20 protein-coding genes are annotated in these 24,265 nt (G+C 73.3%); 12 read left to right on the top strand and 8 right to left on the bottom strand.

What is annotated here, in order from left to right; translation table 11 throughout:
• Window positions 1-30 precede the first annotated feature (30 nt).
• Window positions 31-3,282, bottom strand: coding sequence for an AfsR/SARP family transcriptional regulator (locus AC6CKD_RS24155; RefSeq protein ID WP_498329823.1), 3,252 nt, complete (start codon window positions 3,280-3,282; stop codon window positions 31-33).
• 164 nt (window positions 3,283-3,446) lie between these two features.
• Here AC6CKD_RS24155 and AC6CKD_RS24150 point away from each other — a divergent pair, with 164 nt between their 5' ends.
• The 3 genes from AC6CKD_RS24150 to AC6CKD_RS24140 all read left to right on the top strand — a co-directional run bounded on the left by AC6CKD_RS24150 (window position 3,447) and on the right by AC6CKD_RS24140 (window position 5,359).
• Window positions 3,447-4,496, top strand: a complete 1,050-nt coding sequence (locus AC6CKD_RS24150) for an NADP-dependent oxidoreductase (protein WP_498329822.1) — start codon at window positions 3,447-3,449, stop codon at window positions 4,494-4,496.
• Complete coding sequence (locus AC6CKD_RS24145; RefSeq protein WP_498329821.1) at window positions 4,493-5,077, top strand: NAD(P)H oxidoreductase; 585 nt, start codon at window positions 4,493-4,495, stop codon at window positions 5,075-5,077. The genes AC6CKD_RS24150 and AC6CKD_RS24145 overlap by 4 nt, the downstream gene beginning before the upstream one ends.
• Window positions 5,078-5,218: 141 nt before the next feature.
• A complete protein-coding gene (locus AC6CKD_RS24140; protein WP_498329819.1) occupies window positions 5,219-5,359 on the top strand; it encodes a hypothetical protein in 141 nt (46 codons plus the stop codon).
• Window positions 5,360-5,483: 124 nt separating this feature from the next.
• Here AC6CKD_RS24140 and AC6CKD_RS24135 read toward each other — a convergent pair whose 3' ends face one another.
• From AC6CKD_RS24135 to AC6CKD_RS24125, 3 genes are all read right to left on the bottom strand, one after another.
• Complete coding sequence (locus AC6CKD_RS24135; protein WP_498329817.1) at window positions 5,484-7,151, bottom strand: transporter; 1,668 nt, start codon at window positions 7,149-7,151, stop codon at window positions 5,484-5,486.
• Window positions 7,148-8,050: an ABC transporter ATP-binding protein gene (locus tag AC6CKD_RS24130; RefSeq protein WP_498329815.1), complete on the bottom strand. Its 903-nt coding sequence runs from the start codon at window positions 8,048-8,050 to the stop codon at window positions 7,148-7,150. Before AC6CKD_RS24130 ends, AC6CKD_RS24135 begins: the two co-directional genes overlap by 4 nt.
• A gap of 122 nt (window positions 8,051-8,172) precedes the next feature.
• On the bottom strand, window positions 8,173-8,853 hold the full coding sequence (locus AC6CKD_RS24125) for a bifunctional DNA primase/polymerase (RefSeq protein ID WP_498329814.1): 681 nt from the start codon (window positions 8,851-8,853) through the stop codon (window positions 8,173-8,175).
• A gap of 219 nt (window positions 8,854-9,072) precedes the next feature.
• Here AC6CKD_RS24125 and AC6CKD_RS24120 point away from each other — a divergent pair, with 219 nt between their 5' ends.
• Entirely contained in the window at window positions 9,073-10,452 is a 1,380-nt protein-coding gene (locus tag AC6CKD_RS24120; protein WP_498329812.1) for an NsdA family TPR-like regulatory protein, read from the top strand.
• A 759-nt stretch (window positions 10,453-11,211) separates the two neighbouring features.
• Window positions 11,212-12,462: a hypothetical protein gene (locus tag AC6CKD_RS24115; RefSeq protein WP_498329811.1), complete on the top strand. Its 1,251-nt coding sequence runs from the start codon at window positions 11,212-11,214 to the stop codon at window positions 12,460-12,462.
• Between the two features lie 5 nt (window positions 12,463-12,467).
• Here AC6CKD_RS24115 and AC6CKD_RS24110 read toward each other — a convergent pair whose 3' ends face one another.
• Window positions 12,468-13,796: an ABC transporter substrate-binding protein gene (locus AC6CKD_RS24110; RefSeq protein ID WP_498329810.1), complete on the bottom strand. Its 1,329-nt coding sequence runs from the start codon at window positions 13,794-13,796 to the stop codon at window positions 12,468-12,470.
• A 231-nt stretch (window positions 13,797-14,027) separates the two neighbouring features.
• Here AC6CKD_RS24110 and AC6CKD_RS24105 point away from each other — a divergent pair, with 231 nt between their 5' ends.
• The gene (locus tag AC6CKD_RS24105; RefSeq protein WP_498330108.1) at window positions 14,028-14,474 is read left to right on the top strand and encodes an SCO4402 family protein; all 447 of its coding nucleotides are present in this window, start codon (window positions 14,028-14,030) and stop codon (window positions 14,472-14,474) included.
• 19 nt (window positions 14,475-14,493) lie between these two features.
• Window positions 14,494-15,369, top strand: coding sequence for a formyltetrahydrofolate deformylase (gene purU / locus AC6CKD_RS24100; RefSeq protein ID WP_498329809.1), 876 nt, complete (start codon window positions 14,494-14,496; stop codon window positions 15,367-15,369).
• Window positions 15,370-15,400: 31 nt separating this feature from the next.
• On the opposite strand, the gene AC6CKD_RS24095 is transcribed toward purU, so the two are convergent.
• Window positions 15,401-16,798: a maleylpyruvate isomerase N-terminal domain-containing protein gene (locus tag AC6CKD_RS24095; RefSeq protein WP_498329807.1), complete on the bottom strand. Its 1,398-nt coding sequence runs from the start codon at window positions 16,796-16,798 to the stop codon at window positions 15,401-15,403.
• Window positions 16,795-17,373 carry a sigma-70 family RNA polymerase sigma factor gene (locus AC6CKD_RS24090; RefSeq protein ID WP_498329805.1) on the bottom strand — a complete coding sequence of 193 codons (579 nt, stop codon included), beginning with the start codon at window positions 17,371-17,373 and terminating at the stop codon, window positions 16,795-16,797. The genes AC6CKD_RS24095 and AC6CKD_RS24090 overlap by 4 nt, the downstream gene beginning before the upstream one ends.
• 321 nt (window positions 17,374-17,694) lie before the next feature.
• Here AC6CKD_RS24090 and AC6CKD_RS24085 point away from each other — a divergent pair, with 321 nt between their 5' ends.
• Complete coding sequence (locus AC6CKD_RS24085) at window positions 17,695-18,213, top strand: EF-hand domain-containing protein (protein ID WP_498329804.1); 519 nt, start codon at window positions 17,695-17,697, stop codon at window positions 18,211-18,213.
• A 101-nt stretch (window positions 18,214-18,314) separates the two neighbouring features.
• On the opposite strand, the gene AC6CKD_RS24080 is transcribed toward AC6CKD_RS24085, so the two are convergent.
• Window positions 18,315-19,865, bottom strand: coding sequence for a class I adenylate-forming enzyme family protein (locus AC6CKD_RS24080; RefSeq protein WP_498329802.1), 1,551 nt, complete (start codon window positions 19,863-19,865; stop codon window positions 18,315-18,317).
• Between the two features lie 158 nt (window positions 19,866-20,023).
• Between AC6CKD_RS24080 and AC6CKD_RS24075 the strand changes: the two genes are divergently transcribed.
• The 4 genes from AC6CKD_RS24075 (at window position 20,024) to AC6CKD_RS24060 (ending at window position 24,165) form a co-directional block, all read left to right on the top strand.
• Window positions 20,024-21,232 carry an amidohydrolase family protein gene (locus AC6CKD_RS24075; RefSeq protein ID WP_422464255.1) on the top strand — a complete coding sequence of 403 codons (1,209 nt, stop codon included), beginning with the start codon at window positions 20,024-20,026 and terminating at the stop codon, window positions 21,230-21,232.
• A gap of 5 nt (window positions 21,233-21,237) precedes the next feature.
• Window positions 21,238-22,401, top strand: coding sequence for an acyl-CoA dehydrogenase (locus tag AC6CKD_RS24070; protein WP_498329800.1), 1,164 nt, complete (start codon window positions 21,238-21,240; stop codon window positions 22,399-22,401).
• A gap of 7 nt (window positions 22,402-22,408) precedes the next feature.
• A complete protein-coding gene (locus AC6CKD_RS24065) occupies window positions 22,409-23,338 on the top strand; it encodes an acyl-CoA dehydrogenase family protein (protein WP_498329799.1) in 930 nt (309 codons plus the stop codon).
• A gap of 344 nt (window positions 23,339-23,682) precedes the next feature.
• A complete protein-coding gene (locus AC6CKD_RS24060; RefSeq protein WP_498329797.1) occupies window positions 23,683-24,165 on the top strand; it encodes an ATP-binding protein in 483 nt (160 codons plus the stop codon).
• The last annotated feature ends 100 nt before the right edge of the window (window positions 24,166-24,265 follow it).

Raw genomic sequence — 24,265 nt, 5'->3', positions numbered from 1 at the left:
GGCCTACGGGGCCCTGCGGCCGGCGTCGGCCTACGGGCCGCCCAAGAGGGCGAGCTGTTCGGGCACGGCGAGGGACTCGCCCGCGGCGAAGGCCGTGGCGAAGGCCTCCGGGCCCAGGGCGGTGCGGGCGCGGGCCGTCGCCCGGTCGGTGTCGGTGCGTTCGGCCCGCGGGCGGGGGGTGCCCGCCGAGGCGCGCAGGGCCGTCGCCGTGCCCAGCAGGGAGGCCGCCCGGGCGGGCGGCAGGACCCCCGCCAGGCCTTCGAGGGCCAGGGCGAGCGCGCGCGGGTCCCCCGAGCGGCGGGCCGCCGCGAGTCCTTCCCGGTGGAGGGACTCCGCGGCGGCGGGGTCTGCCCGCAGCTCCGCGACGTACCCCAGCTCCGCCAGCAGCAGCGCCGCCCCGATGTCCACTCCGAGCCGCTGGTTCCAGTCGAGCCACGGCCGCAGCCGGGCCTCGGCTCCGTCCAGGTCGCCGGCGCGCCGTGCGCCCAGGGCGAGCCCGATCGCCGCGAACTGCTCGGCCGGGCGGTGGCCTTGCTCCTGCGCCAGCCGCAGGGCCCGTTCGTGCAGGGCGGCCGCGTGCGCCAGGTCTCCGGTCAGCAGCGCGATGCGGCCCCGCCGGGCGAGACGGAAGGAGGCGTGCGTCCACAGCTCCAGTTCCTGCGCGTCCCGGACGCCGTCCTCGTGCAGCCGCGCCGCGGACGCGTAGTCCCCGGTCACCTCGGCGAGGATGCCGAGCTGCTCCGAGGTCTGCAACTGGCCCCAGCGGTCGCCGAGTTCCGTGAACACCGCGGCCGCCGCCGCCGCGTAGCGGCGCAGTTCCGCGAGGTCGCCGTCGTAGAGCGCCCGCGTCGAGAGGGTGAGCAGCGCGACGGCTTCGCCCCAGCGGTCGCCGGTCTCGTGGAACCGGGCGGGGAGGGTGATGAGTTCGTCTTTCCGTAGGCCGGAGTCGGAACCGAAGCCGCATCGGGCGTAGGTCAGCAGCCACTGTTCCCGGAGGCCGGCGCCGGAGAAGTCGCCGTCCAGATGGCTGTCGTCCCCGCCGAGCAGCGAGAAGGCGGCGTGCAGGGCCGTGGCGCCCGCCGCCTCGGTGGCCTCGGTGGCCTCCTGGATCCGGCCGCGCAGGAACCAGTACCAGGACTGCGCGCCGACCAGCCGCACACCCAACTCCCCGGCCCCCGTGTGGTCCAGGGCGGCCCGGGCGTTGAGGCTCTCCCGGTCGAGCCGCCGCAGCCACTCGCCCTGCTCGGGCCCGTGCAGCCGCTCGGCCGCGCGCTCGGCGAACCCGGTGTAGTACTCCGCGTGCCGCCGCCGGGCCGCGCCCGCCTCCCCGGCGGCGTCGAGCCGCTCCAGGCCGTACGCCGCCACCGACTCCAGCAGCCTGAGGCGCGCGTCCCCGTCCGCCGGGCCCCCGTACGCCGGGCCCCCGTACGCCGACTCCCCGTACGCCGAGGCCACGAGCGAGCAGTCCACGAGCCGCGTGAGCAGATCGAGCACGTCCTCACGGGAGACCCCGCCGGCTGGGTCGCCCCCGTCCCGGGCGTCCCCGGCCCGGATGCCTCCGTTCCGGCCACCCCCCGCCGCGTCGTCCCCGTCCGCGCACACCGCCTCGGCCGCCTCCACGGTGAAGCCGCCCGCGAACACCGACAGCCGGCGCAGGACCGTCGCCTCCGCCGGGGCGAGCAGCTCCCAGCTCCAGTCGATCGTCGCGCGCAGCGTGCGCTGCCGGGCCGGTGCGTCCCGGCGTACCTGGTTGAGCAGGCGGAAGCGGTCGTGGAGCCGTTCCGCCAGGGCCTCCACGCCCAGGACCCGTACCCGCGTCGCGGCGAGTTCCAGGGCGAGCGGGATCCCGTCCAGCCGGCGGCAGATCAGGGCGACGGCCTCCGCGGTGCCGGGGCCGAGGGCGAAGCCTGGGGCGGCGGCCGCCGCGCGGGCCGCGAACAGTTCCACGGCCTGGGCCTCCGCGAGCGGGGCGACGGCCTCGAGCACCTCGCCCGAGAGGGCGAGCGGCTCCTGGCTGGTGGTGAGGACGCGCAGGCCGGGGGCGCGGCGCAGGAGCCGTTCGGCAAGGGCCGCGGCGGCCGGGAGGAGGTGTTCGCAGTTGTCGAGTACGAGCAGTGCCGCGCGCCGCCGCAACGCCTCGGCGAGCCGTTCCTCGACGGTGCCGCCGCCCGCGTCGTCCTCGCGCATCCCGATGGCGGCGGCCACTGCATCGGCGACCGACGGGCCCTGTACGCCCGCGAGTTCCACGAACCACACCCCGTCGGGATGGGCCTCCTCCAGCCGGGCCGCCGCGGCGAGCGCGAGCCGGGTCTTGCCGACGCCGCCGGGCCCGCACAGGGTCACCAGCCGGCCCGCCCCGAGCGCCGCGCACACCCGGGCGACGGCCTCCTCGCGGCCCACGAGGGAGCTGACGGGGGTGGGGAGGTTGCCGCCGCCCCCGTACGGCCGGCCCCGGGCCGCCTCCCCTGCCGCGCCGGGCCCCGCTGCCGAGGCCGCGCCCGGCACCGCCGCCACGGCCGGGCCGGCCAGTGCGGGGTCCTGGCGGAGGATGGCTTCGTACAGGGCCGAGAGCTCTGCTCCGGGGTCGATGCCGAGTTCCCCGGCGAAGAGCTCGCGCAGGTGCGTGTAGACGGCGAGGGCCTCGCTCTGGCGGCCGGCGCGGTACAGCGCCCGCATCTGGCTGCCGCGCAGCCGCTGGCGCAGCGGGTGGGCTGCTGCTGATCCGGCCAACTCGTCCGCGAGCTCGTGGTGTTCGCCGAGTTCGAGGCGGGCCTCGGCCAGCTCCTCGTACGCCGTGATCCGCTGCTCCTCCAGCCGGGCGATCGCCGCCTGCGTGAAGTCGGCGTCCCGGAAGTCGGCGTACGCCTCCCCCTGCCACAGTCCGAGCGCCCGGGCCAGCAGCTCCGCCCTGGCCCGCGGCTCCGCCTCCTTGCGCGCGGCCGCCGCCAGCTCCGCGAAGCGGTCCGCGTCCACGGCCCGCGCCGGAGCGCGCAGGGCGTAGCCGGCCGGACCGTACGCGACCAGGGAGCGTGCGCCGTCCTCGGCCTCGGCGAGGATCCGGCGGAGCTGGGAGACCTTGGTCTGGAGGGTGTTCCCCGGGTTGCCGGGGGCGGCGTCGCCCGCCTTTCCCCACAGGTCCTCGATCAGCCGGTCCACCGGCACGGGCCGCCCGTCACGTATGAGGAGGGCCGCGAGCAGGGCCCGTACCTTCGCCTCGGGAACGGGGACGGGAGTCCCGTCATCCGTGCGGACGGTCAGTGGCCCCAGCACCTCGAAACGCATGCCGCAACGTTACTTCTTGCCCGTCAGAACGGTCTGAGCGGACGGAGCATGGCGCGTGCGCGACCCCGTGCGTGACGCGTGCGCGGCCCGTGCGCGGCCCCGGACATGGTGTTCCTGTGACCGCGACCGAGCGGTCACGGAAACGCACCGGAAGGAACAGTCAGATGACCACGACCACCCTCTCCCGTGAGATCCGCCTCGCCGGCCGCCCCGTGGGCGAGCCGGGCCCGCACCACTTCGACCTGGTCGCCACCGAGGTTCCCGAGCCCGCCGAAGGCCAGATCCTGGTCCGCAACACCTGGATGTCCGTGGATCCGTACATGCGGGGCCGGATGGACGACGCCCCCTCCTACATCCCGCCCTTCGCCCTCGGCGCGGCCCTCGAAGGCGGCGCGATCGGCGAGGTCGTCGCCTCCCGCTCCGCGTCGGTGCCGGTCGGGGCGGCCGTCTCGCACTTCCTCGGCTGGCGGGAGTACGCGGTCCTCGACGCGGCGGCCGCCACCGTCGTGGATCCCGCGATCGCCTCGCAGGCCGCGTACCTCGGCCCGCTCGGCACCACGGGGCTGACGGCGTACGCGGCGCTGACCCGGACCGCCCCGGTCAAGGAGGGCGACGTGGTCTTCGTCTCCGCCGCCGCCGGCGCGGTCGGCAGCGTCGCCGGGCAGCTGGCGCGGCGGCTGGGCGCCTCCCGGGTGATCGGCTCGGCGGGCGGCCCGCCGAAGACGAAGAAGCTGCTGGACCGCTTCGGCTACGACGCGGCCGTGGACTACCGCCAGGGCGACCTGGCCGGCCAGCTCGCCGAGGCGGCCCCCGAGGGCGTCGACGTCTACCTCGACGCGGTCGGCGGCGACCACCTCCAGGCGGCCATCGGCGCGATGCGCCAGGGCGGGCGGATCGCCCTGGTCGGTGCGATCAGCGGCTACAACGCCACCGCTCCGGCGGTGGGCCCGGACAACCTCTTCCAGGCCGCGGCCCGCGAGGTGACCCTGCGCGGGATGCTCGTCTCCAGTCACTTCGACCTGTTCCCGGAGTGGATCGGCCGGGCGGCGGGATGGCTGGCGGACGGCAGCCTGCGCACGGAGGAGACCGTCGTCGAGGGCATCGAGCGCGCCCCGGAGGCCTTCCTCGGCATGATGCGCGGCGCGAACACCGGCAAGATGCTGGTCCTCCTCTCCCCGGAGACCACCGCCGCGACGGCCACCGATGCCCGATGAGCGCCGCCCTGGTCGTCCTGGCCCACCCCCGCGGCGATTCCCTGACCGCCCAGCTCGCCCGCCGCGCCGTGGCCCGGCTGGAGGCCGACGGCCACACGGTCGACGTGCTCGATCTGCACGCCGAGGGCTTCGACCCCCGGATGGGACCCGAGGACGAGCCGGACTGGTCGGACCCGGACAAGGAGTACTCCGCCGAGACCCGGGCCCACATGGACCGGATCTCCGGCGCCGAGATCCTCGTGGTGGTCTTCCCGCTCTGGTGGTTCGGCCTGCCGGCCGTCCTGAAGGGCTGGATCGACCGGGTCTGGAACAACGGCTTCGCCTACGGCCGCCGCCGCCCGCTCCTGAAGGGCAAGCGGATGGTGTGGATCCCGCTGGTGAGCTACCCGGAGGCGAAGTTCAAGGAGCTGGGCTGGGACGAGCCGGTGGACCGCCTGCTGCGCGTCGGGATCTCGGAGTACTGCGGCATCGAGGGGGCCACCGTCCACTTCGTCTACGACTCCCTGAGCGCGGGCGAATCGGCCCTCGCCGAGGCGGACGCCGCCCTGGCCCCGGCCCTCGCTCCGGTGGTGCTCCGGTGACCCTTTGCCGTTCTTCACCCTGAGGCTAGAGTCATGATCATCGGTGGGGACCACCGCCTGCCGGGGGTTCCGGGGGAAGCGTCTTCGGACGCGAGACGGGACCGGCCGGACCACTTCCCAAGCTCGTAGAGATCCGCTTCCATGCTCCGCAACCGCCTTGTCCAGGCTGCCGCGTTCGCCGCTCTCGCGCTCGTCGCCCTCGTCGCCCTCGTCGTCCCGGCCGTCGCGGCCCACTCCGGCGCCGACACCACGCACGTCACCGCCACGACCGGCTGGCAGTAGCCGGCCCCGCCCCGGCGGACCCCCGGGGCTTCCGGACGCCGGGCCGGCTCCCGCCTCTCCACCGGAGGGCGGGAACCGGCCCGTTCCGCGTTCGGCCCGCCGGTACGGCCGTGGGTGATGCGCGTCAGCCCTTGCTGACGGCCAGGAGGATCTCCGGGAGCTTGCGCACCACCGTCGGGGCCGCGAGGCGCAGGCCGGCCCAGGTGGCCAGCGTTCCCCAGGCCACGCCCAGGGGGAGCAGGATCCAGGTCAGGGACTTCTCGTCCGTGGCGCTGAAGTAGATGGCCAGGGCGATCACCGGGGAGCTGATCAGCGCCGAGACCACCATCCCGGCGAAGATGCCTCCGTACGCCAGGGCGCCCTGGCCCGGAGCGACGTTCTTGAAGGCCCCGTCCGTCGGGATCGAGTACGGGAAGCGGGCCGATGCGAGGGCTCCCGTGCACAGCATCGAGCCGAGCAGGGCCAGCGCCACTCCCAGGGCGCCGGGGAGGCCGGACCAGTCGCCGAGCAGGGCGGCCGTGACGGCGGCCACCACCGCGGTGAAGGGCACGGTGATCAGCGCGAGGGCGATGGCTCGGGCGCGCAGTTCCACGTAGGCGTCACGGGCGCTCGCGATGGTCTGCGCGACCATCCAGAACGCCGAGGTGTCCTGCCCGAACTGGTTGTACATCTGGACGCCGAGCATGCCCGAGGCGAAGCAGGCCAGGTACACCGAGCCGCTGCCCTGGAGGGCGTTGGCGACCGGGATGATCAGACCGATCGCCAGGGCCGACACCGCCGCCGCCTTGGTCTTGGGGTCGCGCACCATGTAGCGCAGCGAGCGCTGGACGGCCGCGCCCGTACGGTCGTCCGGCAGGAGCGACCATCTTCCGGCCGCGCCGTTCACCGGCTTCTTCTTCTCCTTGGCGACCGCGAGGGTCGAACCGTCCGGGGTGACCATCAGCTTGGTCAGGCTGCGCTCCCAGAACCAGAGCAGCAGCCCGAGGGCCGCGACCGTGATGAGGAACTGGGCGGCCGCGACCCCGTACGAGCCCTCGCTCGCGGAGTCCACCATCCCGACGGCCGTCGCGGGCGGCAGCCAGCGCACGACCGCCCCGGCCGGCTCCAGCCGTTCCAGGCCGCCGGTCTCGAACAGCCGCTGGGTGGCGAAGTTCGCCACCTGGGCGCCGACCGCGATCAGCAGGCCGCTGAGCAGTGCGAGGTCGCGTCCCTTGCGGCTGGTCAGCAGCCGGACGTTGGCGGTCGCCACCGCCCGGGCCAGCGCGACGCAGCCGACCAGCAGCAGCGGCACGGCCAGGACGGCGGCCGCCACACCCGCCGCGCCCCGTGCGAGGGCGATCACCGAGCCGACGGCCAGGCACAGCGTGAAGAGCGGTCCGATGCCGACGAGCGAGGAGGCCAGCAGGGCCCGTACGAGCGGACGGGGGCGCAGCGGCAGCATGGCCAGCCGGGTCGGGTCGAGCGTCTCGTCGCCGGTGGCGAAGAACAGCGGGACGAACGTCCAGCAGAGGGCGAGGACCGCCGCCAGCAGGATGACGACCGTGCCCGCGTGCGCGTTGCCGCGCAGGAGGGCGAGGCTGAGCGTGCCGACGGAGGCCATGACGAGGGCGAAGGCGAGGGCGCCGAAGTAGGCGGCCTTGCGCATCGGGGCGCCCTTGAGTCCGTTGCGCAGGAGCGACAGCTTGAGGCGGACGAAGATCGGGGTGATGTTGACGGACGCTGCCGCGGCCGCGGCCGCGGAGGCGGCGGCGGATGCGGGCGCCGGAGCCCGCGTGGGCGTGGGCGTGCTCATCGGACGCCCGCCCCGGTACCCGCCCCGTTGCCCCGGCCGTTGGCAGCGGCCCCGCCGCCGAGCCAGTCCAGGGACTCGCCCGTGGCCCGGCCCTGCGCCCCGACCAGCTCCAGGAACGCGGCCTGTAGCGAGGGCGCGTCACCGCGTACGTCGGCCAGCGTGCCCGCGGCGCGGATCCGGCCGGCGGCCATGACGGCCACCCAGTCGCACAGCGACTCGACGAGCTCCATGACGTGGGAGGAGAAGACGACCGTGGCTCCGGAGGAGGTGTAACGTTCCAGCACTCCGCGGATGGTCTGCGCGGACACCGGGTCCACGCCTTCGAACGGCTCGTCCAGGAACAGTACTTCGGGGTTGTGGAGCAGCGCGGCCGCCAGGCCGATCTTCTTCCGCATGCCCGTCGAGTAGTCGACGATCAGCTTGTTCTGCGAACCGGCCAGGTCCAGGATCTCCAGGAGCTGCGTGGCCCGGCTGTCGGTCTCCGGGCCCGGCAGGCCCCGCAACCGGCCCATGTAGCCGAGCAGTTCCCGCCCGGACAGCCGCTCGAAGAGCCGCAGCCCCTCCGGCAGCACGCCGATCCGGGACTTCACCCCCACCGGGTCCGCCCACACGTCGTGCCCGGCGACGATCACCCGGCCCATGTCCGGGCGCAACAGCCCGGTCACCATCGACAGGGTGGTCGTCTTGCCCGCGCCGTTCGGCCCGACCAGGCCGATGAACTGCCCGGCCGGAAGCTCCAGATCGATCCCGGACACGGCCACCTGCTCGCCGAACCGCTTCCACAAACCCTCGACCCGCACGGCGGGTGCGGCGGACGGCGCGGGTCGCGCACCGCCACCGGGTGCACCCGGTCCACCCGTCCCGTCCGTCCCGCCCGTCGCAACGCCCTGGTCCGGCATGCGCCTGCCTCTCGTTCCGTTCCCCGTGTCCTGCTTTTCTCACCATAGGAGGAGGGGAAGAGGCGGAGCAGTTACTTATGTCATGAGTTTCCCGGTGGAGATCTCCGCTGGTCAGCGACGGGTCACGGGGTGCGCCGGGCCCGTTCCGCCGCCGCCTCGCGCCCGCACGCGTAGGCCAGTGCGTCGATGAGCTCCTCCACGTCCGGCAGCCAACGGTTCGCGGCCGTCGGCGGCTGCGCCCACTGCACCGAACCGCGCCCGCCGATCCGGGTCGGCGGCGCGGCCACGTACTCGCCCTCGCCGCGCGCGGCCAGGTCGAGTTGGGCGGGCTGCCAGCCGATCTTGCGCAGCAGGTCGGGCACCTTCGCGCCGGCGCCGGGCAGGACGAAGAACAGCATCCGCCCCGCCGGGTTGGCGATCACCGGTCCGAGGGTGCGCTGCATGCGCTGGAGCCGGGCCAGCGCCAGGAAGCCGGCCGCGTCCGGGACGTCGAGGGCGTCGAAGGTCCGGCCGGTGGGCAGCAGGATGGCGGCCTTCGGGTTCTTCCCCCACAGCCGCCTGACCTGGACGGCGCTGCCCGAAGCCTGCGAGGCCCATTCCTTCCCCGCGGCGTGCGCGCCGGGCACCGGGCATTCCGCGGCCCCGCACGAGCACCGCTCCCGCCCGTCGCCGGACTCCAGCCAGGTGCCGGCGAAGACGTCCCAGTGCCGTTCTTCCGTGTACCGCACGGCATGGTCCAGCAGCGGTTCACTGCGCTGCAGGGGGATGGGCGCGGTCTCCGTGACTCCGATGGTCTCTTCCACGTGCAACACAACTCTTGCGGTCACCGGGGGTTACGGGCGTAAACCGGCCGGGCTGCGGAGCATCGATCCTGCATGCGGGGCGCATCGGTGCATCGCGGGGGGCGCGTGGGAGGCCGGGGCGCCGGAGGTGGGTAGCGACACGCCGCAATGGGGAAGATTCCCCGCACATCAGGCGGGAAGTGATCATTCGAACGATCACCCGCGTCTCTGGGGGTTTTCATGGCAGCCAGGCCTCTCGTCGCCCGCCAGCCGAACGAACGGCTGCAGGTGCTCATCCAGGAAGCCGGGTGCTCCAATGCCGGGCTCGCCCGGCGCGTCAACATGTGCGGGGCCGAACACGGCCTCGACCTGCGCTACGACAAGACCTCCGTGGCCCGCTGGCTGCGCGGCCAGCAGCCGCGCGGCCGGGCCCCCGGGATCATCGCCGAGGCGCTGGGCCGCAAACTCGGCCGGACCGTCACCATCGACGAGATCGGCATGGCCAACGGCAAGAACCTCGCCTCCGGTGTCGGCCTGCAGTTCTCCCCGACCGTCATCGGCGCGATCGAGCAGGTCAGCGAGTTGTGGCGGAGCGACGTGGGCCGGCGCGACTTCCTGTCGGGGTCGAGCGTGGCCTCCTCGGCGCTGGTCGAGCCCAGCCGCGACTGGCTGATCACCGGGGCCGACCCGCAGGTCGCGCGCAGCGGCGGCTCCCGGGTCGGGATGTCGGACGTGGAGGCGGTACGGGCCACCACGCAGGCGCTGAAGGATCTCGACCACCGCTTCGGCAGCGGGCACGTTCGCCCGGTGGTCGTGCACTACCTCAACTCGGTGGTCTCCGGCCTGATCGGCGGCGCGTACCGGGAGCCGGTCGGCCGGGCGCTGTTCGCGGCGGTCGCCCGACTGACCGAGCTGGCGGGCTACATGGCGGTGGACACCGGCCAGCCGGGCCTGGCGCAGCGGTACTACATCCAGGCCCTGCGGCTCGCGCAGGCCGCGGGCGACCGGGCGTACGGGGGTTACGTCCTGGCGGCGTCGATGAGCCACCTGGCGGCGGAGCTGGGCAACCCGAGGGAGATCGCGCAGCTCGCGAGAGCGGCACAGGAGGGCACCCGGGGCCAGGTCACCCCCCGGGTGGAGGCGATGTTCTACGCGGCGGAGGCGCGCGGGCACGCGCTCCTCGGTGACGCGCGGGCGACGGCGGTGCTGTCCTCGCGGGCGGTGACGGCGCTGGAGCGGGCGGAGCCGGAGTCGGGGGACGACCCGGAGTGGATCCGGCACTTCGACGCGGCGTACCTCGCGGACGAACTGGCGCACTGCCACCGGGACCTGGGGCAGGCCGACGCGGCGGCGAAGCGGGCGGAGGAGGTCCTGCGGGACCTCCCGGCGGGCAAGGCGCGGCGCCGGGCGATCGGGCTGCTGCTGCTGGCTGCGGCGCGGGTGCAGCAGCGGGAGGTGGAAGCCGCCTGCCAGACGGCGACGCAGGCGGCGGAGGTTCTGTCGGGCATCCGCTCGCACCGCGGGGCGGTGTACCTGGAGGACTTCCGTACCCGGTTGGATCCGTACCGGGAGGAGCCGGCGGCCCGCGAGTTCGCTGCGCGTCTGGAGCCGGTGTCCTGACCTGCGGCGCCGTTGCCGGGGACCGGTCCCCGGGCCCCTGCGCCTCGAACGCCGGCGGGGCTGGGGTGTTGCCGGGCGGCGCTTGCTGCGGGTGGGGCCGGTGCCGGGGGCGGGGCGGGGTGTCGGCCTGGACTGCATGATTTAGGCGCCCTGTGCCTTGCGTTCGACAGGGCGCGGGCTTCTTCTGCGCCACAAATCACGCTTTACGTCCCGGCCGACACCCCACCCCGCCCCCGTCCCCGGCCCGGCCCGCAGTCCCGACCCGGCCGGGGGACGTTCAGCCCCCGAGGGGAGATTCAGCCCTGGACGGGGACATGCAGCCCCCGGCGGGGGAATTAGCTCCGGACGGGGGCATGTAGCTCCGGACGGGGAAATTCAGCCCTGGACGGGGAGCTTCAGCTCCGGACGGGGACATGCAGCCCCGGACGGGGAGCTTCACGTCTTTCCGGCCTGGCTGCGCCGTTTCAGCCGTCCGGCGTTTGATGACCGGGGTCCGGGGCGGAGCCCCAGGGGGTCCGGGCGCAGCCCGGGGCCCCTTCCCGGCGGCATTCTCAGCCTCGCCGGCGTTTGAGGCGCGGGTCCGGGCGGAGCCCGGGGAACGGTGGAAGGGCGGGTAGGGGACTTCGCCCCGCAGGGCCGCCCCACCCGCACCGGGCGGGGGCGATCTTCGGCGGGGGCGGCCCTGCCGCGGGAGGGGGGTGACCGGGTAGCGTGAGCCGTCGGTTCCGCGGACGCGGACAGGTCGGAGAGGGAGTCCCGGTGACGGAGAGCGGACAGGGCGGCAGCCCGCAGGCAGGCGTGCCGTGGGGCCGGCCCGTGCCCGCAGGGCCGCCGGCGGAGCCGCCCGCGCAGCCCGGCGGGGAGCCGGACCACCCGCACGGCCCGCCCTCCTACGGCTATCCGCAGGGTCACGTCGTCGGCCCCGGCTACGAGGGCCCCGGCGACCCCCACGGTTACGGCTACCCGCCGCTGCCGGAGGCGGCGACGCAGTACATCCCGCCGGTGCCCGCCGCCCCCGCCTACGAGGAGGCGGCTACGCAGTACATCGCGCCGGTCCCCGCCTACGAGGAGGCGGCAACGCAGTACATCGCGCCGGTTCCCGCGTACGAGGAAGCCGCTACGCAGTACATTCCGCCGGTTCCGGCCGGGCCCGCCGACCCGGCCGCCGGGTTCGACGGGATCTTCCGGGGGGATACGCAGCAACTGCCCCCCGTCCAGGAGCCGGTGCTCCGCCGGCAGTCACCGCCACCGCCGCCGCCGCCGCGACGCCCCCATCCGCCGCAGCAGTATCCGCAGGGGCAGCATCAGCAGTACGCGCCGCCGCCGCAGCAGCAGTACCCGCAGCAGATGCCGCAGATGCCGCAGCCGCCCGCGCCCCGCAAGGTCTCGCCCGCGATCGTCGCCGCCGTCGTCATCGGCCTGGCCGTCGTCGGGCTCGGGGTCGGTGCGCTGCTCGGTGACGGCAAGGCGCAGAACAACGACCCGGCCGCCGCGGCGGCCACCCCGACCCCCGGCAGCTCCGCCGCGGACAGCGGGGAGGCCCCGCTGGACCCGGCGCAGCCGCAGGCGGTCCAGCTCGACAAGCTCCTCGCGGACAGCAATGACAGCCGGTCCGCGGTGATCAAGGCCGTCGAGGACATCAAGGGGTGCCGCAACCTGGACCAGGCGGCCAACGACCTGCGCGACGCGGCCCGTCAGCGCGAGGAGCTGGTCACCCGGCTCCAGGAGCTGAAGGTGGACCAGCTCCCGGACCACGCGAAGCTGACCGCGGCCCTCACCAAGGCGTGGAAGTCCTCCGCCGAGGCCGACAACAGCTACGCGTCCTGGGCGGACGACGTGAAGTCCGACGGGGACAAGTGCAAGGACGGCAAGGCCAAGTCGACCGGCAACGCCTCGGACGGCAACAAGGCGAGCGGTGACGCCACCCGGGCGAAGGAGTCCGCGTCGCGGCTGTGGAACACCATCGCCGGGAAGTACGGCCTCACCAAGCGGGACAAGAGCCAGCTCTAGGCCGCCTAGCTCGAACGGGGGGCCTTTTCCAGGGTCTTGGTCATGTCCATGGACTGCTCGCCGCCCTGCTGGGCGACCAGGCGGCCCTGCTGGACCACCTGGAAGGTGACCCGGCCGTTGACCATGCGGGGGAAGCCGGCGACGGCGCGCATGTCCTGGTAGCGCCAGCTCAGGTCGGGGGTCAGGCCGCCGGTCTTGACCGGGTCGGACTGGTTCAGCTTGCGGGTGAGGGTGCGCCCCGTGAGGTTTTCGTCGTCCTTGAACCGCTTCACCATCTCGCCGAACACCGTGTACGCGATCCAGGTGGTCTGGGCGCCGCTGTCGTCGGGGTCCACGGCGTTGTCGCCGAAGGCGTGGTCGGAGATCACGTTGCGCATCTGCGTCCAGAGGGGGTCGGCGGAGACCGGGTACCAGCTCGTGACGTACGCGCCCTCGAAGGGGCTCTCCTTGCCGCCGGTGCGGTCGACCAGGGCCTGGCTGACCGAGCCCAGCACCGAGGAGACCTGCGGTTTGCGGTTCTGGGAGTCGGCGCGGCGGAAGGCGTCGAAGAAGGTCTCGGTGCGGGCGCCGAGCACGGCGGCCACGCAGCCCTTCTCCTTGCCGTCCTTCGCGGAGGAGGCGCCGCCCTTCGCGGGGGCGGAGGAGGAGGCCAGGGCCTCGTTCGCCTGGGTGGAGAGGTCCGCGGAGTCCTCGGCGGCCCGGATGTCGGCGGCCGCGGCCATCTGGTTGGCCTGGAGGCCGGCGTTGAGCTGGAGGGGCAGGGAATCGCCGGCGAGGGTGTCGGGGCGGACCAGGGCGACCTTGGCGCAGGTGCGCCCGAGCTGGTGGCCGGCGCCGGCCACGAGGACGGGCTGGCCGCCGTTGACGGGGAAGGAGAGCGGGGACTGGAACTCCTCGGCGGAGACGCCGTAGCCGCCGATGAACGGGATGCCCTCGGCTTCCAGCGGGGCCATGAAGGCGCGGCCGTGCTGGCTGTAGGAGCCGATGACGGCGACGGCCTTCTCGGCGACCGCCTTGCGGGCGCAGTCGGCGGCGCCGCCGGCCGTGTTGCGCTCGTTGCAGGTCAGGACGCGGAGCTTGCGGCCGTTGATGCCGCCCTTGGAGTTGACCCAGCGCTCGTATGCCTTGGCCATGCCCGGCATGCCCGGCATGTTGGTCGCCTTGGAGTCCTCCGGGGCGAACGTCATGACCGTGAGGGTGTCGGCGCCCCCGGAGCCCCCCGAGCCTCCGGGGAGCGCCCCGCAGCCGGCGATGAGACACGCGCCCATCGCCATGGCCGTGGTCCGGGCCAGAAAGGTTCGGGAGAGTGCTGCTGCGCTTCGCCGGGTGGTCATGTGCATGCACCATTCCGCGCCAGGGGTAACTGAAGTGTGAGGTGTGCACAACATCGGGTGACGCCCAGGTGAATTACGGGTGGCGTCCGTACGGTGAGTGAACGCCGGGCGGCTCCCGGCCCCCGGGGCCAGGCGCCTCAAGATCGCGCCGCACGGGAACGTACGATCGAAAGCGTGACATTCGCCCAAGGTTCGAAGAACTCTTCCCGCCGAGGCGGCCGCTCCTCCACCATGGGCGGCATGCCCCTCAACGACATGCCGTGGTGGCGCTGGCGCAGCAACGTGCGCTCGGCGCTGCACATGCTTTCCGACCCCGCGTTCCAAGAGGACACCTGGCTGGCCGGCGCCGAGGGGTACGGGGACGTCACCGACGCCGTGTACCGGCTCGTCGAGGACACCTGGCTCGACAGCTGGTCCGCCGAGAAGTACGTCGGCACGATCTTCCGCGACTCGCAGGAGGCGGCCCTGGTGGACCTCGCCGTGCTGCGCGTGCTGCGGATCATGCACCAGATAGGTCCCGACGCCCCGGTCTCCGGCTACCTGGAGAACCACGCCTGGCCGGAGGCGGTACGGGCCGCGCGCGAAGCCCACGTACGGCTGGCGACGGCGGACGGGGACGACCCGGACGCCCGGCCGCGCTCGCTGGATGTCCTGAGGATCCTCACGCGCGCGGTGTGATGTGGAAGGCTGTGGGGTCATGAGCGACGACCCGCAGCCCCAGGCCACGCAGCAGTACGTACTGACCCTCTCATGCCCGGACAAGCAGGGCATCGTGCACGCCGTGTCCAGCTATCTGTTCATGACCGGGTGCAACATCGAGGACAGCCAGCAGTTCGGCGACCGCGACACCGGCCTCTTCTTCATGCGGGTCCACTTCGCGGCCGACGCTCCGGTGACCGTGGAGAAGCTGCGGGCCAGCTTCGCCGCGATCGGCGACAGCTTCCGGATGGACTGGCAGATCCACCGCTCCGACGAGCGCATGCGGATCGTGCTGATGGTGTCGAAGTTCGGGCACTGCCTCAACGACCTCCTGTTCCGCCACCGGATCGGCGCGCTGCCGGTGGAGATCGCGGCGGTGGTCTCGAACCACACCGACTTCGAGGAGCTGGTCGGCTCGTACGGGGTCCCGTTCGTGCACATCCCGGTGACGAAGGACACGAAGACGGCGGCCGAGGCGAAGCTGCTGGAGCTGGTGCGGGCCGAGGAGGTCGACCTCGTGGTGCTCGCGCGGTACATGCAGGTGCTGTCGGACACCCTGTGCAAGGAGCTGAGCGGGCGGATCATCAACATCCACCACTCGTTCCTGCCGAGCTTCAAGGGCGCGAAGCCGTACCACCAGGCGCACGCGCGGGGCGTGAAGCTGATCGGGGCGACCGCGCACTACGTGACGGCGGATCTGGACGAGGGCCCGATCATCGAGCAGGAGGTCGAGCGGGTGGGGCACGAGGTCACCCCGGACCAGCTCGTGGCGATCGGCCGGGACGTGGAGTGCCAGGCGCTGGCGCGGGCCGTGAAGTGGCACAGCGAGCACCGGGTCCTGCTGAACGGGACCCGGACGGTCGTCTTCACGTAGCCGCCGCGCGGACCGCATCCGGCCGCGCGGTCTACATCCGGCTGAGCGAGGCCGCAGCGAAGAGGACGTCGCGGATGGCTTCGCGGTCGCCGGTCTGGCCGACCGCGGCTTCCTCCGGGGAGATGTGGCCCGCGGCGAGCTGGCAGAATTCGGCGCCGTCCAGGGCGATCCGGGCCACCGTGTGGTCCGGCGAGGGTTGCGCAGCGGGGGAGTCCAGGGCGATGTCCCAGCCGCCGCCTCCCGCGCCCTCGATCTCCAGGTGCAGGGTCCGGCCCGGCGCCCCCGCAGCGACCAGCCCGCGCGGCGGCGCCGCCAGGCCCGCCCTGCGGCGCCCGGCCAGGGCCTCGGGCAGGAGCCGGGCCGCCAGGTCGATCATCCGGTTCAGGTGGGGCGCGGACGGCGGCCCGTACGGGTAGTCCACCGCCTCCGCGATGTCCACGGCGTGGACCCAGCACTCGAAGGCGCGCTCCAGGAAGGCGTCCCCGAGGGGCAGGGCGAAGCCGCCGTACTCCACGTCCAGTTCGGCCACTCCCCGGCCCGCGAAGGACACCGTGCGGACCAGGGTGTGGCCCTGCTCCCGCCACGGGTCGCGGACCCGGCGGGTGGTCGGGTACGGGGAGTCCTCCCAGAACCGCTCCGTGCGCTCGGCCGGGGTGCCCGCGGGCACGTCCCGGCCCAGGGGGTCGTCCAGGCCCAGCGCGGCCGCCACGAGCCCGTCCACCGCCAGCAGGTGCCCGATGACCCCGGCCACCGTGGTCCGGCGCGTCTGGCGGCGTTCCTCCTCGAACCACTTCAGCCGGACCGGGGTGTGCCACTCGGAGTCCCCGAAGTCCCGCAGCAGCGCGTCGAGCCGGGCGGTCTCGGTGTCGTACGGGCTCGCCCACAGCGGGACCGGGATGCGGGCCGGGCGCTTGCCGAGGCAGTCCTCCAGCACGCGCGAGCGCAGCAGCGGTTTGAGGTCGAGGCTCTCCTCCGGGTGCAGCAGCCCCACGGCGTCGCGCAGCCGCAGTGCCTCCTCGGCGCAGCGCGCGCACTCGGTGAGGTGGTCCTCGACGGCCTGGGTCTCCTCCGAGGAGCAGGCGGCGAGGGCCCAGGCGCCGAGCAGGGACTTCAGTACGGCGTGGGTGGGCGGGGGCGCGGCCGGGACGGGCTCGGCGAACGGCTCGGGGTCGGGCTCGGGCTCGGCGGGGGCCGGTACGGCGGGGAAGTCGTTGATCTCCGTGTATTCCGGGTGGTCCGAGTCGTCCCGGTCGTCCAGGTCGTCGGCGTCCGGGGCCGCGTCCGGCTCCTCGGCGGGCCGCGCGTACCGCTGCCCCGAGAGGTCGAGGTCGTCGGCCGCGCCGCGCGGGCCCGGTATGCGCGCCGGGCCGCCGGGGTTGGGGGGCCGCTCGTACTCTTCGCCGTCTTCTTCACCGAAGGGGGTGGTCATCGGGTGGTTCCATATCCGGAGGGGCCGTATCCCGGCGGGACCGTGTCGTCGCGCGGGACGGCGTTGGCCGTGGACAGGAGTTGCAGGCCCAGGCGCAGCCGGCGCCGGGCCTCGTCCTCGCTGATCTGCAGGTCGGCGGCGGCCTGGCGGTAGTCGCGGCGTTTGAAGTACGCGAGTTCGAGCGCGGCCCGCAGGGGTGCGGGCATGGAGGTGACGATGAAGTCCGCGCGGGCCGCCGCGTTGGCGCTGCGCACCTTCTGTTCCAGCTCCTCGCGGGAGCCGTTGCCCAGTTCGGCCTGGCGCAGGCGGGCGACGGCCTGCCCCTGGGTGATGCGGGCGACCCAGGAGCGCATGGAGCCCTGTTTGGGGTCGTAGGCGTCCGGGTTCTCCCAGATGTAGCCGAAGACCTCGCGGGTGACCCGGTCGGCGGCCGTCTCGTCGCCGAGGACCCGGTGGGCGAGGCTGTGTACGAGCGAGGCGAAGCGGTCGTACAGCTCGCCGAGCGCGGCGGCTTCGCCGCGGGCCAGGCGTTGTTGCATGCGGCGGTCCCAGCGCGGTGGTGCGTCCTTCGGCATCGTGCCCCCAGCCGGCTTCCCGGTTTCGCAGCCGTGTGTCGACCACTCGAATGTAGTGGGCACGCAGCGGTGTGCGCCCGTTTTGCCAGAACCTCGTCCAGGAAGTGCGCCCTCCGTGATAGAGGCGTCGCGCGCTGTGAACGGGGAGGTGCCGCCGGGCACATGGGCACAGGCGTACGCGCCCCGTCGCGCTCCTCGTGCGCTGGTTCGATGCGGCCACCTCCTTGACCGCTTCGCTTAACGCGCAGGCCACGTAGGCCTTACGCTCCTGTCCTGTCTTGAACTGCACCCCACCGCATATGTGAAGGCGGAACGCCGAATATGGACAGCGCAGAATACGAGCGCAAGATCGCCGCCCGATTCGCCACCTTCGACCAGGACGGGTCCGGGTATATCGACCGGGAGGACTTCAGCACCGCGGCCCGGGCGGTCCTGGCCGAATTCGCCGTGGCGGCCCGGTCCGACAGGGGCCAGGCCGTCTTCGCGGGCGCGGAGGCCTTCTGGCAGGGCATGGCCGGCATCGCGGACGTGGACGGGGACCAGCGGGTGTCCCGCGAGGAGTTCGTCACGGGCGCGGCGAAGCGGCTGCGGGACAACCCGCACCGGTTCGCGGAGATCGCGCGGCCCTTCCTGCGGGCGGTGATCGCGGTGGCGGACGCCGACAGCCGTGGCGCGACCCCGGAGGCGACGGCCCGTGTCCTGCGGGTGCTGGGCACTCCGGAGGAACTGGCGGGCCCGGTCGCGTCGGCCCTGGACGGGGACGGCGACGGCCGCATCACGGAGGACGAGATCCTGGCGGCCTTCGCCGGCTACTGCGGGGTGGCGGCGCCGGACGCGTAGCCCCCGGCGGGACGGGAGCGGGGTGGCGGGGCAGGAGTCCCGCGGCCCCGTCTTGCCCGTGTGCCCCGCGCCCGGCCCGCCGCCCGTAGCCCGTAGCCGGCCTACGCGAAGCGTTCGCGGAGCTTGTACTTGAGGACCTTGCGCAGGGCGTCGTTGCGGGGCAGGGCCTCGACCAGTTCCAGTTGTTCCGGGAGCTTGTGGGTGGAGAGGCCCTTCGTGCGGAGGTGCGAGGTCACCTCGGCCAGGGTCAGGGCGGGCGCGCCCGGGGGCTGCTCGACGACGGCGCAGACGCGTTCGCCGCGCTCCGGGTCCGGGAGGCCGATGACCGCGACGTCGGCTATCGCCGGGAGCAGGTGGAGCAGGTCCTCGATCTCCTTCGCCGAGATGTTCTCGCCCTTGCGGATGATGACGTCCTTGCTGCGGCCCGTCAGGACCAGGTAGCCGTCCGGGGTGAGGTGGCCGAGGTCGCCGGTGATCAGGTAGCCGTCGGCGTCGAAGACGCCCGTGTTCTCGTCGCGGTTGAGATAGCCCTGGCAGACCGCCTCGCCGCGCAGGCGGACCTCCCCGTCGGTGTCCGGGGGCAGGAGCACGCCCTCGGGTGTGGTGATGCGGATCGACATGCCGGCGGGCGGGCGGCCTTCCGTGGTCGCCAGGTTCTCCGCGGTGTCGTCCGGGGCGCCCATCGTGATCATGGGGACTTCGGTCATGCCGTAGCCGTGGGTGAGTTGGCAGCCCAGCTCGCGGACGACCGCGTGGTAGATCTCCGGGGGCTTGGGGGCGCCGCCGCCCGCGAGGAGGCGGAGGGTGGGGATGAGTTTGGCGCCCGGGTCCTTGCGCTGCTCGGTGAGGAACATCGAGTAGAAGGCCGTGGAGCCGCCGGCGACCGTGACCCCGTGGCGGCGGTAGCCGTCCAGGGCGTCGGGCATCGCGAACTTCTCGAAGAGGACCGCCGGGAACCCGTAGAGCAGGAGCATCACCGTGTAGTCGGGGCCGGCGATGTGGGCGAACGGGAAGGCCATCGAGCCGACGTCGTCCGGTGACAGGTGCAGGGCGTGGGCCAGGCAGGAGCCGCCCGCGATGAGGGAGCGGTCCGTGTGCAGGACGCCCTTGGGGTCCGAGGTGGTGCCCGAGGTCCAGTAGATCCACCGGACCGCGACGCCCTCCTCGGGGGGCGGGGGGAGCACCGCCGGGTCGCCGGCGGGGAGGGACGCGTAGGCCTCGAAGACGCCGTGCGCGCCGAGGCGGTGCGCCATGGCCGTGTGGTCGAAGCCGCGCCAGACGCCGGGGACGGCGAAGAACTCCGCCTTCGACTCGCGCAGGGCGAAGCCGACCTCGCGGTCCCGGTAGAAGGGGATGACGGGGGTCTGGACGGCGCCGAGGCGGGCGAGGGCGACCGAGAGCAGCACGGTCTCGATGCGGGTGGGGAGCTGCCAGGCGACCACCGTGCCGGGGCGCACCCCCATGCCGTACAGGCCGGCGGCGACCTGCTCCGAGCGGTCGCGCAGCTCCGCGAAGGTCAGCCGGCGGTCGTCGGCGGGGTCTTCGGCGGCCTCGATGAGGACGGGTGCGTCGGGGGTCATGGCGGCCCGGCGGGTGATCAGGTCCCAGAGCGTGCTGGACCGGCTGAGCTCGACTGCGGTGCTGTCCGTCATCCCGGACCGACCTCCCCTGGCGACGTGACCTGACGGATAGTCAGATCCAGCGCAGAGCGTAGAGCGCGGACGCTTGTCGGTCCAGGGGTGGGGGGCTAGCTTGGTTCCAGATTTCTGACGCACCATCAGATTCTCATCAGATTCAGCGAGGGGACACCATGGAACTGCCTCGGATCATCAGCGTCGACGACCACGTCATCGAACCGGCCCACCTCTTCGACGTCTGGCTGCCCGCCAAATACCGCGACCGCGGCCCCAAGGCCCTCACCGCGGGCATCGGCGAGCTCGCCTACACCGGCGGCAAGTACGTGATCACCATGGACCCCGACGGCCCGCCCACCGACTGGTGGATCTACGAGGACCTGAAGTTCCCGTACAAGCGCAACATCGCCGCCGTCGGCTTCGACCGGGACGAGATGACCCTGGAGGGCATCACCCGCGAGGAGATGCGGCGCGGCTGCTGGGACCCCAAGGCGCGGCTGCTCGACATGGACCTCAACCACGTCGAGGCCTCCCTGTGCTTCCCGACCTTCCCGCGCTTCTGCGGGCAGACCTTCGCCGAGGCGCACGACAAGGAGGTCGCCCTGGCCTGCGTGCGCGCCTACAACGACTGGATGGTCGAGGAGTGGTGCGGGGACAGCGGCGGCCGGCTCATCCCGCTCTGCATCATCCCGCTGTGGGACATCGACCTGGCCGTCGCCGAGATCCGCCGCAACGCCGCGCGCGGGGTGCGGGCCGTGACCTTCTCCGAGATCCCCACCCACCTCGGCCTGCCGTCCATCCACTCCGGCTACTGGGACCCCTTCTTCGCCGTCTGCCAGGAGACCGGCACCGTCGTCAACATGCACATCGGGTCCAGTTCCCAGATGCCCGCCGCCTCCCCCGACGCCCCGCCCGCCGTGCAGGCCGCGCTCAGCTTCAACAACGCCATGGCCTCGATGATGGACTTCCTGTTCAGCGGGGTGCTCGTCAAGTTCCCGACGCTGAAGCTGGCGTACAGCGAAGGCCAGATGGGCTGGATCCCGTACGCCCTGGAGCGCGCCGACGACGTGTGGCAGGAGCACCGCGCCTGGGGCGGGGTCAAGGACCTGATCCCCGAGCCGCCGTCCACGTACTACTACCGGCAGATGTTCTGCTGCTTCTTCCGCGACAAGCACGGCATCGCCTCGCTGGACGTCGTCGGCCGCGACAACGCCACCTTCGAAACCGACTACCCGCACGTGGACTCGACCTTCCCGCACACCAAGGAGGTCGCCCTCGACCACGTCAAGGGCCTCGACGAGGAAACCGTCTACAAGCTGATGCGCGGAAACGCCATCCGCATGCTCGGCCTCGACTTCGACAAGGACCGGCGGACGGGACGGTAGGCGCGGTGGACCTCACCTACACCGAGGAGGAGCAGGAGTTCCGGGGCCGGCTGCGGGCCTGGCTCGCGCAGGTGCTCCCCGGGCTGCCGCCCAAGCCCTCGCCCGACGACTGGCCGGGCCGCCGCGCCCACGACGCGGGCTGGCAGCGCAGGCTGTACGACGCCGGGTACGCCGGACTGCACTGGCCGGTGGACGCGGGCGGCCGCGGCGCCACCCCCACCCAGCACCTGATCTTCCTGGAGGAGACCGAGCGCGCGGGGGCCCCGTACGTCGGCGCGAACTTCGTCGGGCTGCTGCACGCCGGCCCGACCATCGCCGCCGAGGGCACCGCGGAGCAGCGGGCGCGCTGGCTGCCGCCCGTCCTGCGCGGCGACGAGATGTGGTGCCAGGGCTTCAGCGAGCCGGACGCGGGCTCCGACCTGGCCTCGCTGCGCACCCGCGCGGTCCGCGACGGCGACGAGTACGTGATCACCGGCTCGAAGATATGGACCTCGCACGCGGAGGTGTCCGACTGGTGCGAGCTCTTGGTGCGCACGGATCCCATCAGCGCGGAAGCCCCCAAGCACCGGGGGATCTCCTGGCTGGCCATGCCGATGGACGCGCCCGGGGTGACGATCCGGCCGCTGCGCACCCTGGCCGGGTCCACGGAGTTCGCGGAGATGTTCCTCGACGAGGTGCGGGTCCCGGTCGCCAACCGGGTCGGCGCGGAGAACGACGGCTGGCGGGTCACGATGGTGACCCTGTCCTTCGAGCGCGGCACCGCCTTCGTCGGCGAGGTCGTCGCCTGCCGGCGCACCCTGGGCGAGCTGGCCCGCACCGCGAAGGCCAACGGCCGCTGGGACGACCCGGTGCTGCGGCGCCGGCTGGGCCGGCTGTACGGGGAGTTCGGCGCCCTGTGGCGGCTCACCCAGTGGAACGTCAGCGAGTCCGAGCGCTCCGGCGGGGTCCCCGGCATCGGCGGCAGCGTCTTCAAACTGGCGTACTCCCACGCGCGCCAGGAGCTGTACGACACGGCCGCCGAGGTGCTGGGGGCCGAGGCCCTCTCGCTGGACCAGGAGTGGACCCTGGACCGGCTCTCCTCGCTGTCCTACACGATCGCGGCGGGCACCTCGCAGATCCAGCAGAACATCGTGGCCGAGCGGATCCTCGGCCTTCCGAAGGGCAGGTGAGCGTTCCGTGGACTTCCAGCCGACGCAGGACCAGCGGGACCTGCGGGCAGGCGTACGGGACCTCCTGGCGGGCCGGTACGGGCGCGAGGAGCTGCGGGCCTCGGTCGACCGGGCGGCCGCCACCGGCCGGTCCGTGGACCGTGAACTGTGGCGGGAGCTCGGCGCGGCCGGGTTCTTCTCGCTGCGGCTCCCGGAGGAGGAGGGCGGGGTCGGGCTCGGGCTGCCGGAGGCCGTCCTCGTCTTCGAGGAGGCCGGGCGGGCGCTGCTGCCGGGGCCGCTCGTCGCCACCCACCTGGCCGCCGGGCTGGTCGCGGGGGCCGCGGAGGGGGAGGCGGTGGTGACGGCCTTCGACCTGGAGGGCCCGCTGGTGGCCCATCTCGGCGAGGCGGACGCGGTGCTCGGCGCGGACGGCGAGCCGGTCGAGGTCCGTGCGGGCGACCCGGTGCGCTCGGCGGACCCGCTGACCCCGCTGGCGCGGGTGCTGCTGCCGGGGCAGCCGGTGGCGGCCGGCGCGTACCGGGACGCGGGGGCGCTGCTGACGGCGGCCCTGCAGCTCGGCAGCGCGCTGCGCACGGTGGAGCTGGCGGTGCGGTACGCCAAGGAGCGCGAACAGTTCGGGCAGCCGATCGGGGCGTTCCAGGCGGTCAAGCACCTGTGCGCGCAGATGCTGGTGCGGGCCGAGGTGGCCCGTACGGCGGTCTACGCGGCGGCCGTGACGGCCGACCCGGCGGAGGTGGCCGGGGCCAAGCTGCTGGCCGACGAGGCCGCCGTACGCAATGCCCGGGACTGTCTGCAGGTGCACGGCGGGATGGGCTTCACCTGGGAGGCGGACGTGCACCTGCACCTGAAGCGGGCGTGGGTGCGGGCGGAGCAGTGGCGGACGGCGGCGCAGGCGGAGGAGGCGCTGGCCGCGGAGCTGCTGGCGGCGGCGGAATAGCGGGGCGGGCTCGCGCCTGCTCGCTCGCTGTGACGGAGGGGTGCGGGAGGGACGGCGCGGGACGCATGTCCGATTACAGAGAGTTGATATCGGTTTGTGTCCTTCGCCCGACTCATTGCGGCCCTGAGCCGGGGGGCCGCTCCGGTACGCTCCCGGGAATGCGAGCGGTTGAGCGGCGCGAGCGCCGCACAGTATGCACCACGCCTACTCCTTCGCGCTGGAATATGCCCGAAGCGCTTGTTGCGGTGACTGTATGTCAACCATGCTGCTCCGCAAGGGGGTCACACTCGGTGACCCCGTCCTGTCGCGAGGCGAAGTGTCCGCCGGTTCGGATGGTGTGAGCGGTGCAGGTGCTTCAGGTTCAGCTGGAGGTAGGACCGGACCCCGCCGAGGTCGGCCGGGCCCGACGATGGGCCCGCTCCCGGCTCGCGGGCTGCGGCATAGGGGATGACGAGCCGCTCGCCGAGACGCTGATCCTGCTGATCTCCGAACTGGTCACCAACGCCGTCGTGCACACCGGCTGTCCGGCCGTGCTGCGCATGCTCTTCGGGGAGCCGGGGGTGCGGGTGGAGGTCGCGGACGCGAGCGACCGGGCGCCCTCCCCGCGGCAGGCCGCCGGGGACGATACGGGCGGCCGCGGGCTGGAGCTGGTGGACGGACTGGCGGACCGCTGGGGCTGGCAGCGCGAGGGTGCCGGGAAGCGGATCTGGTGCGAGATCGACCGCGCGGAGAAGAGCGCGGGGGACCTCGCCGGGGAGTGCGCGGCGGACGCTCCGGGCGGGCCGGAAATTCAGGGCTCGATCCGGGAACCGCGCGTGTACCTCTAACGAGGTGTTGACGGTTCGTCAACTGGTGATCACTCTTGTGTTGAACGATTCGTCGCGAGGGGACGCCAAGGGTCAGTCCTGCCTTGACGAGTGCGGGTCG

The organism is Streptomyces sp. GQ60 (genome assembly GCF_059758875.1).
Note: the sequence above shows the minus strand (reverse complement) of the source record. Positions and strands in the feature narration are given on the sequence as shown.

Bases quoted from the DNA above. Each gene is read 5' to 3' on its own strand.
- AC6CKD_RS24085 (WP_498329804.1), top strand. From the start codon at position 17,695: ATGGACAGCGCAGAATACGAGCGCAAGATCGCCGCCCGATTCGCCACC.
- AC6CKD_RS24150 (WP_498329822.1), top strand. From the start codon at position 3,447: ATGACCACGACCACCCTCTCCCGTGAGATCCGCCTCGCCGGCCGCCCC.
- AC6CKD_RS24075 (WP_422464255.1), top strand. From the start codon at position 20,024: ATGGAACTGCCTCGGATCATCAGCGTCGACGACCACGTCATCGAACCG.
- AC6CKD_RS24105 (WP_498330108.1), top strand. From the start codon at position 14,028: ATGGGCGGCATGCCCCTCAACGACATGCCGTGGTGGCGCTGGCGCAGC.
- AC6CKD_RS24145 (WP_498329821.1), top strand. From the start codon at position 4,493: ATGAGCGCCGCCCTGGTCGTCCTGGCCCACCCCCGCGGCGATTCCCTG.
- AC6CKD_RS24120 (WP_498329812.1), top strand. From the start codon at position 9,073: ATGGCAGCCAGGCCTCTCGTCGCCCGCCAGCCGAACGAACGGCTGCAG.
- AC6CKD_RS24110 (WP_498329810.1), bottom strand. From the start codon at position 13,796: ATGACCACCCGGCGAAGCGCAGCAGCACTCTCCCGAACCTTTCTGGCC.
- purU (WP_498329809.1), top strand. From the start codon at position 14,494: ATGAGCGACGACCCGCAGCCCCAGGCCACGCAGCAGTACGTACTGACC.
- AC6CKD_RS24095 (WP_498329807.1), bottom strand. From the start codon at position 16,798: ATGACCACCCCCTTCGGTGAAGAAGACGGCGAAGAGTACGAGCGGCCC.
- AC6CKD_RS24135 (WP_498329817.1), bottom strand. From the start codon at position 7,151: ATGAGCACGCCCACGCCCACGCGGGCTCCGGCGCCCGCATCCGCCGCC.
- AC6CKD_RS24140 (WP_498329819.1), top strand. From the start codon at position 5,219: ATGCTCCGCAACCGCCTTGTCCAGGCTGCCGCGTTCGCCGCTCTCGCG.
- AC6CKD_RS24155 (WP_498329823.1), bottom strand. From the start codon at position 3,282: ATGCGTTTCGAGGTGCTGGGGCCACTGACCGTCCGCACGGATGACGGG.
- AC6CKD_RS24090 (WP_498329805.1), bottom strand. From the start codon at position 17,373: ATGCCGAAGGACGCACCACCGCGCTGGGACCGCCGCATGCAACAACGC.
- AC6CKD_RS24130 (WP_498329815.1), bottom strand. From the start codon at position 8,050: ATGCCGGACCAGGGCGTTGCGACGGGCGGGACGGACGGGACGGGTGGA.
- AC6CKD_RS24080 (WP_498329802.1), bottom strand. From the start codon at position 19,865: ATGACGGACAGCACCGCAGTCGAGCTCAGCCGGTCCAGCACGCTCTGG.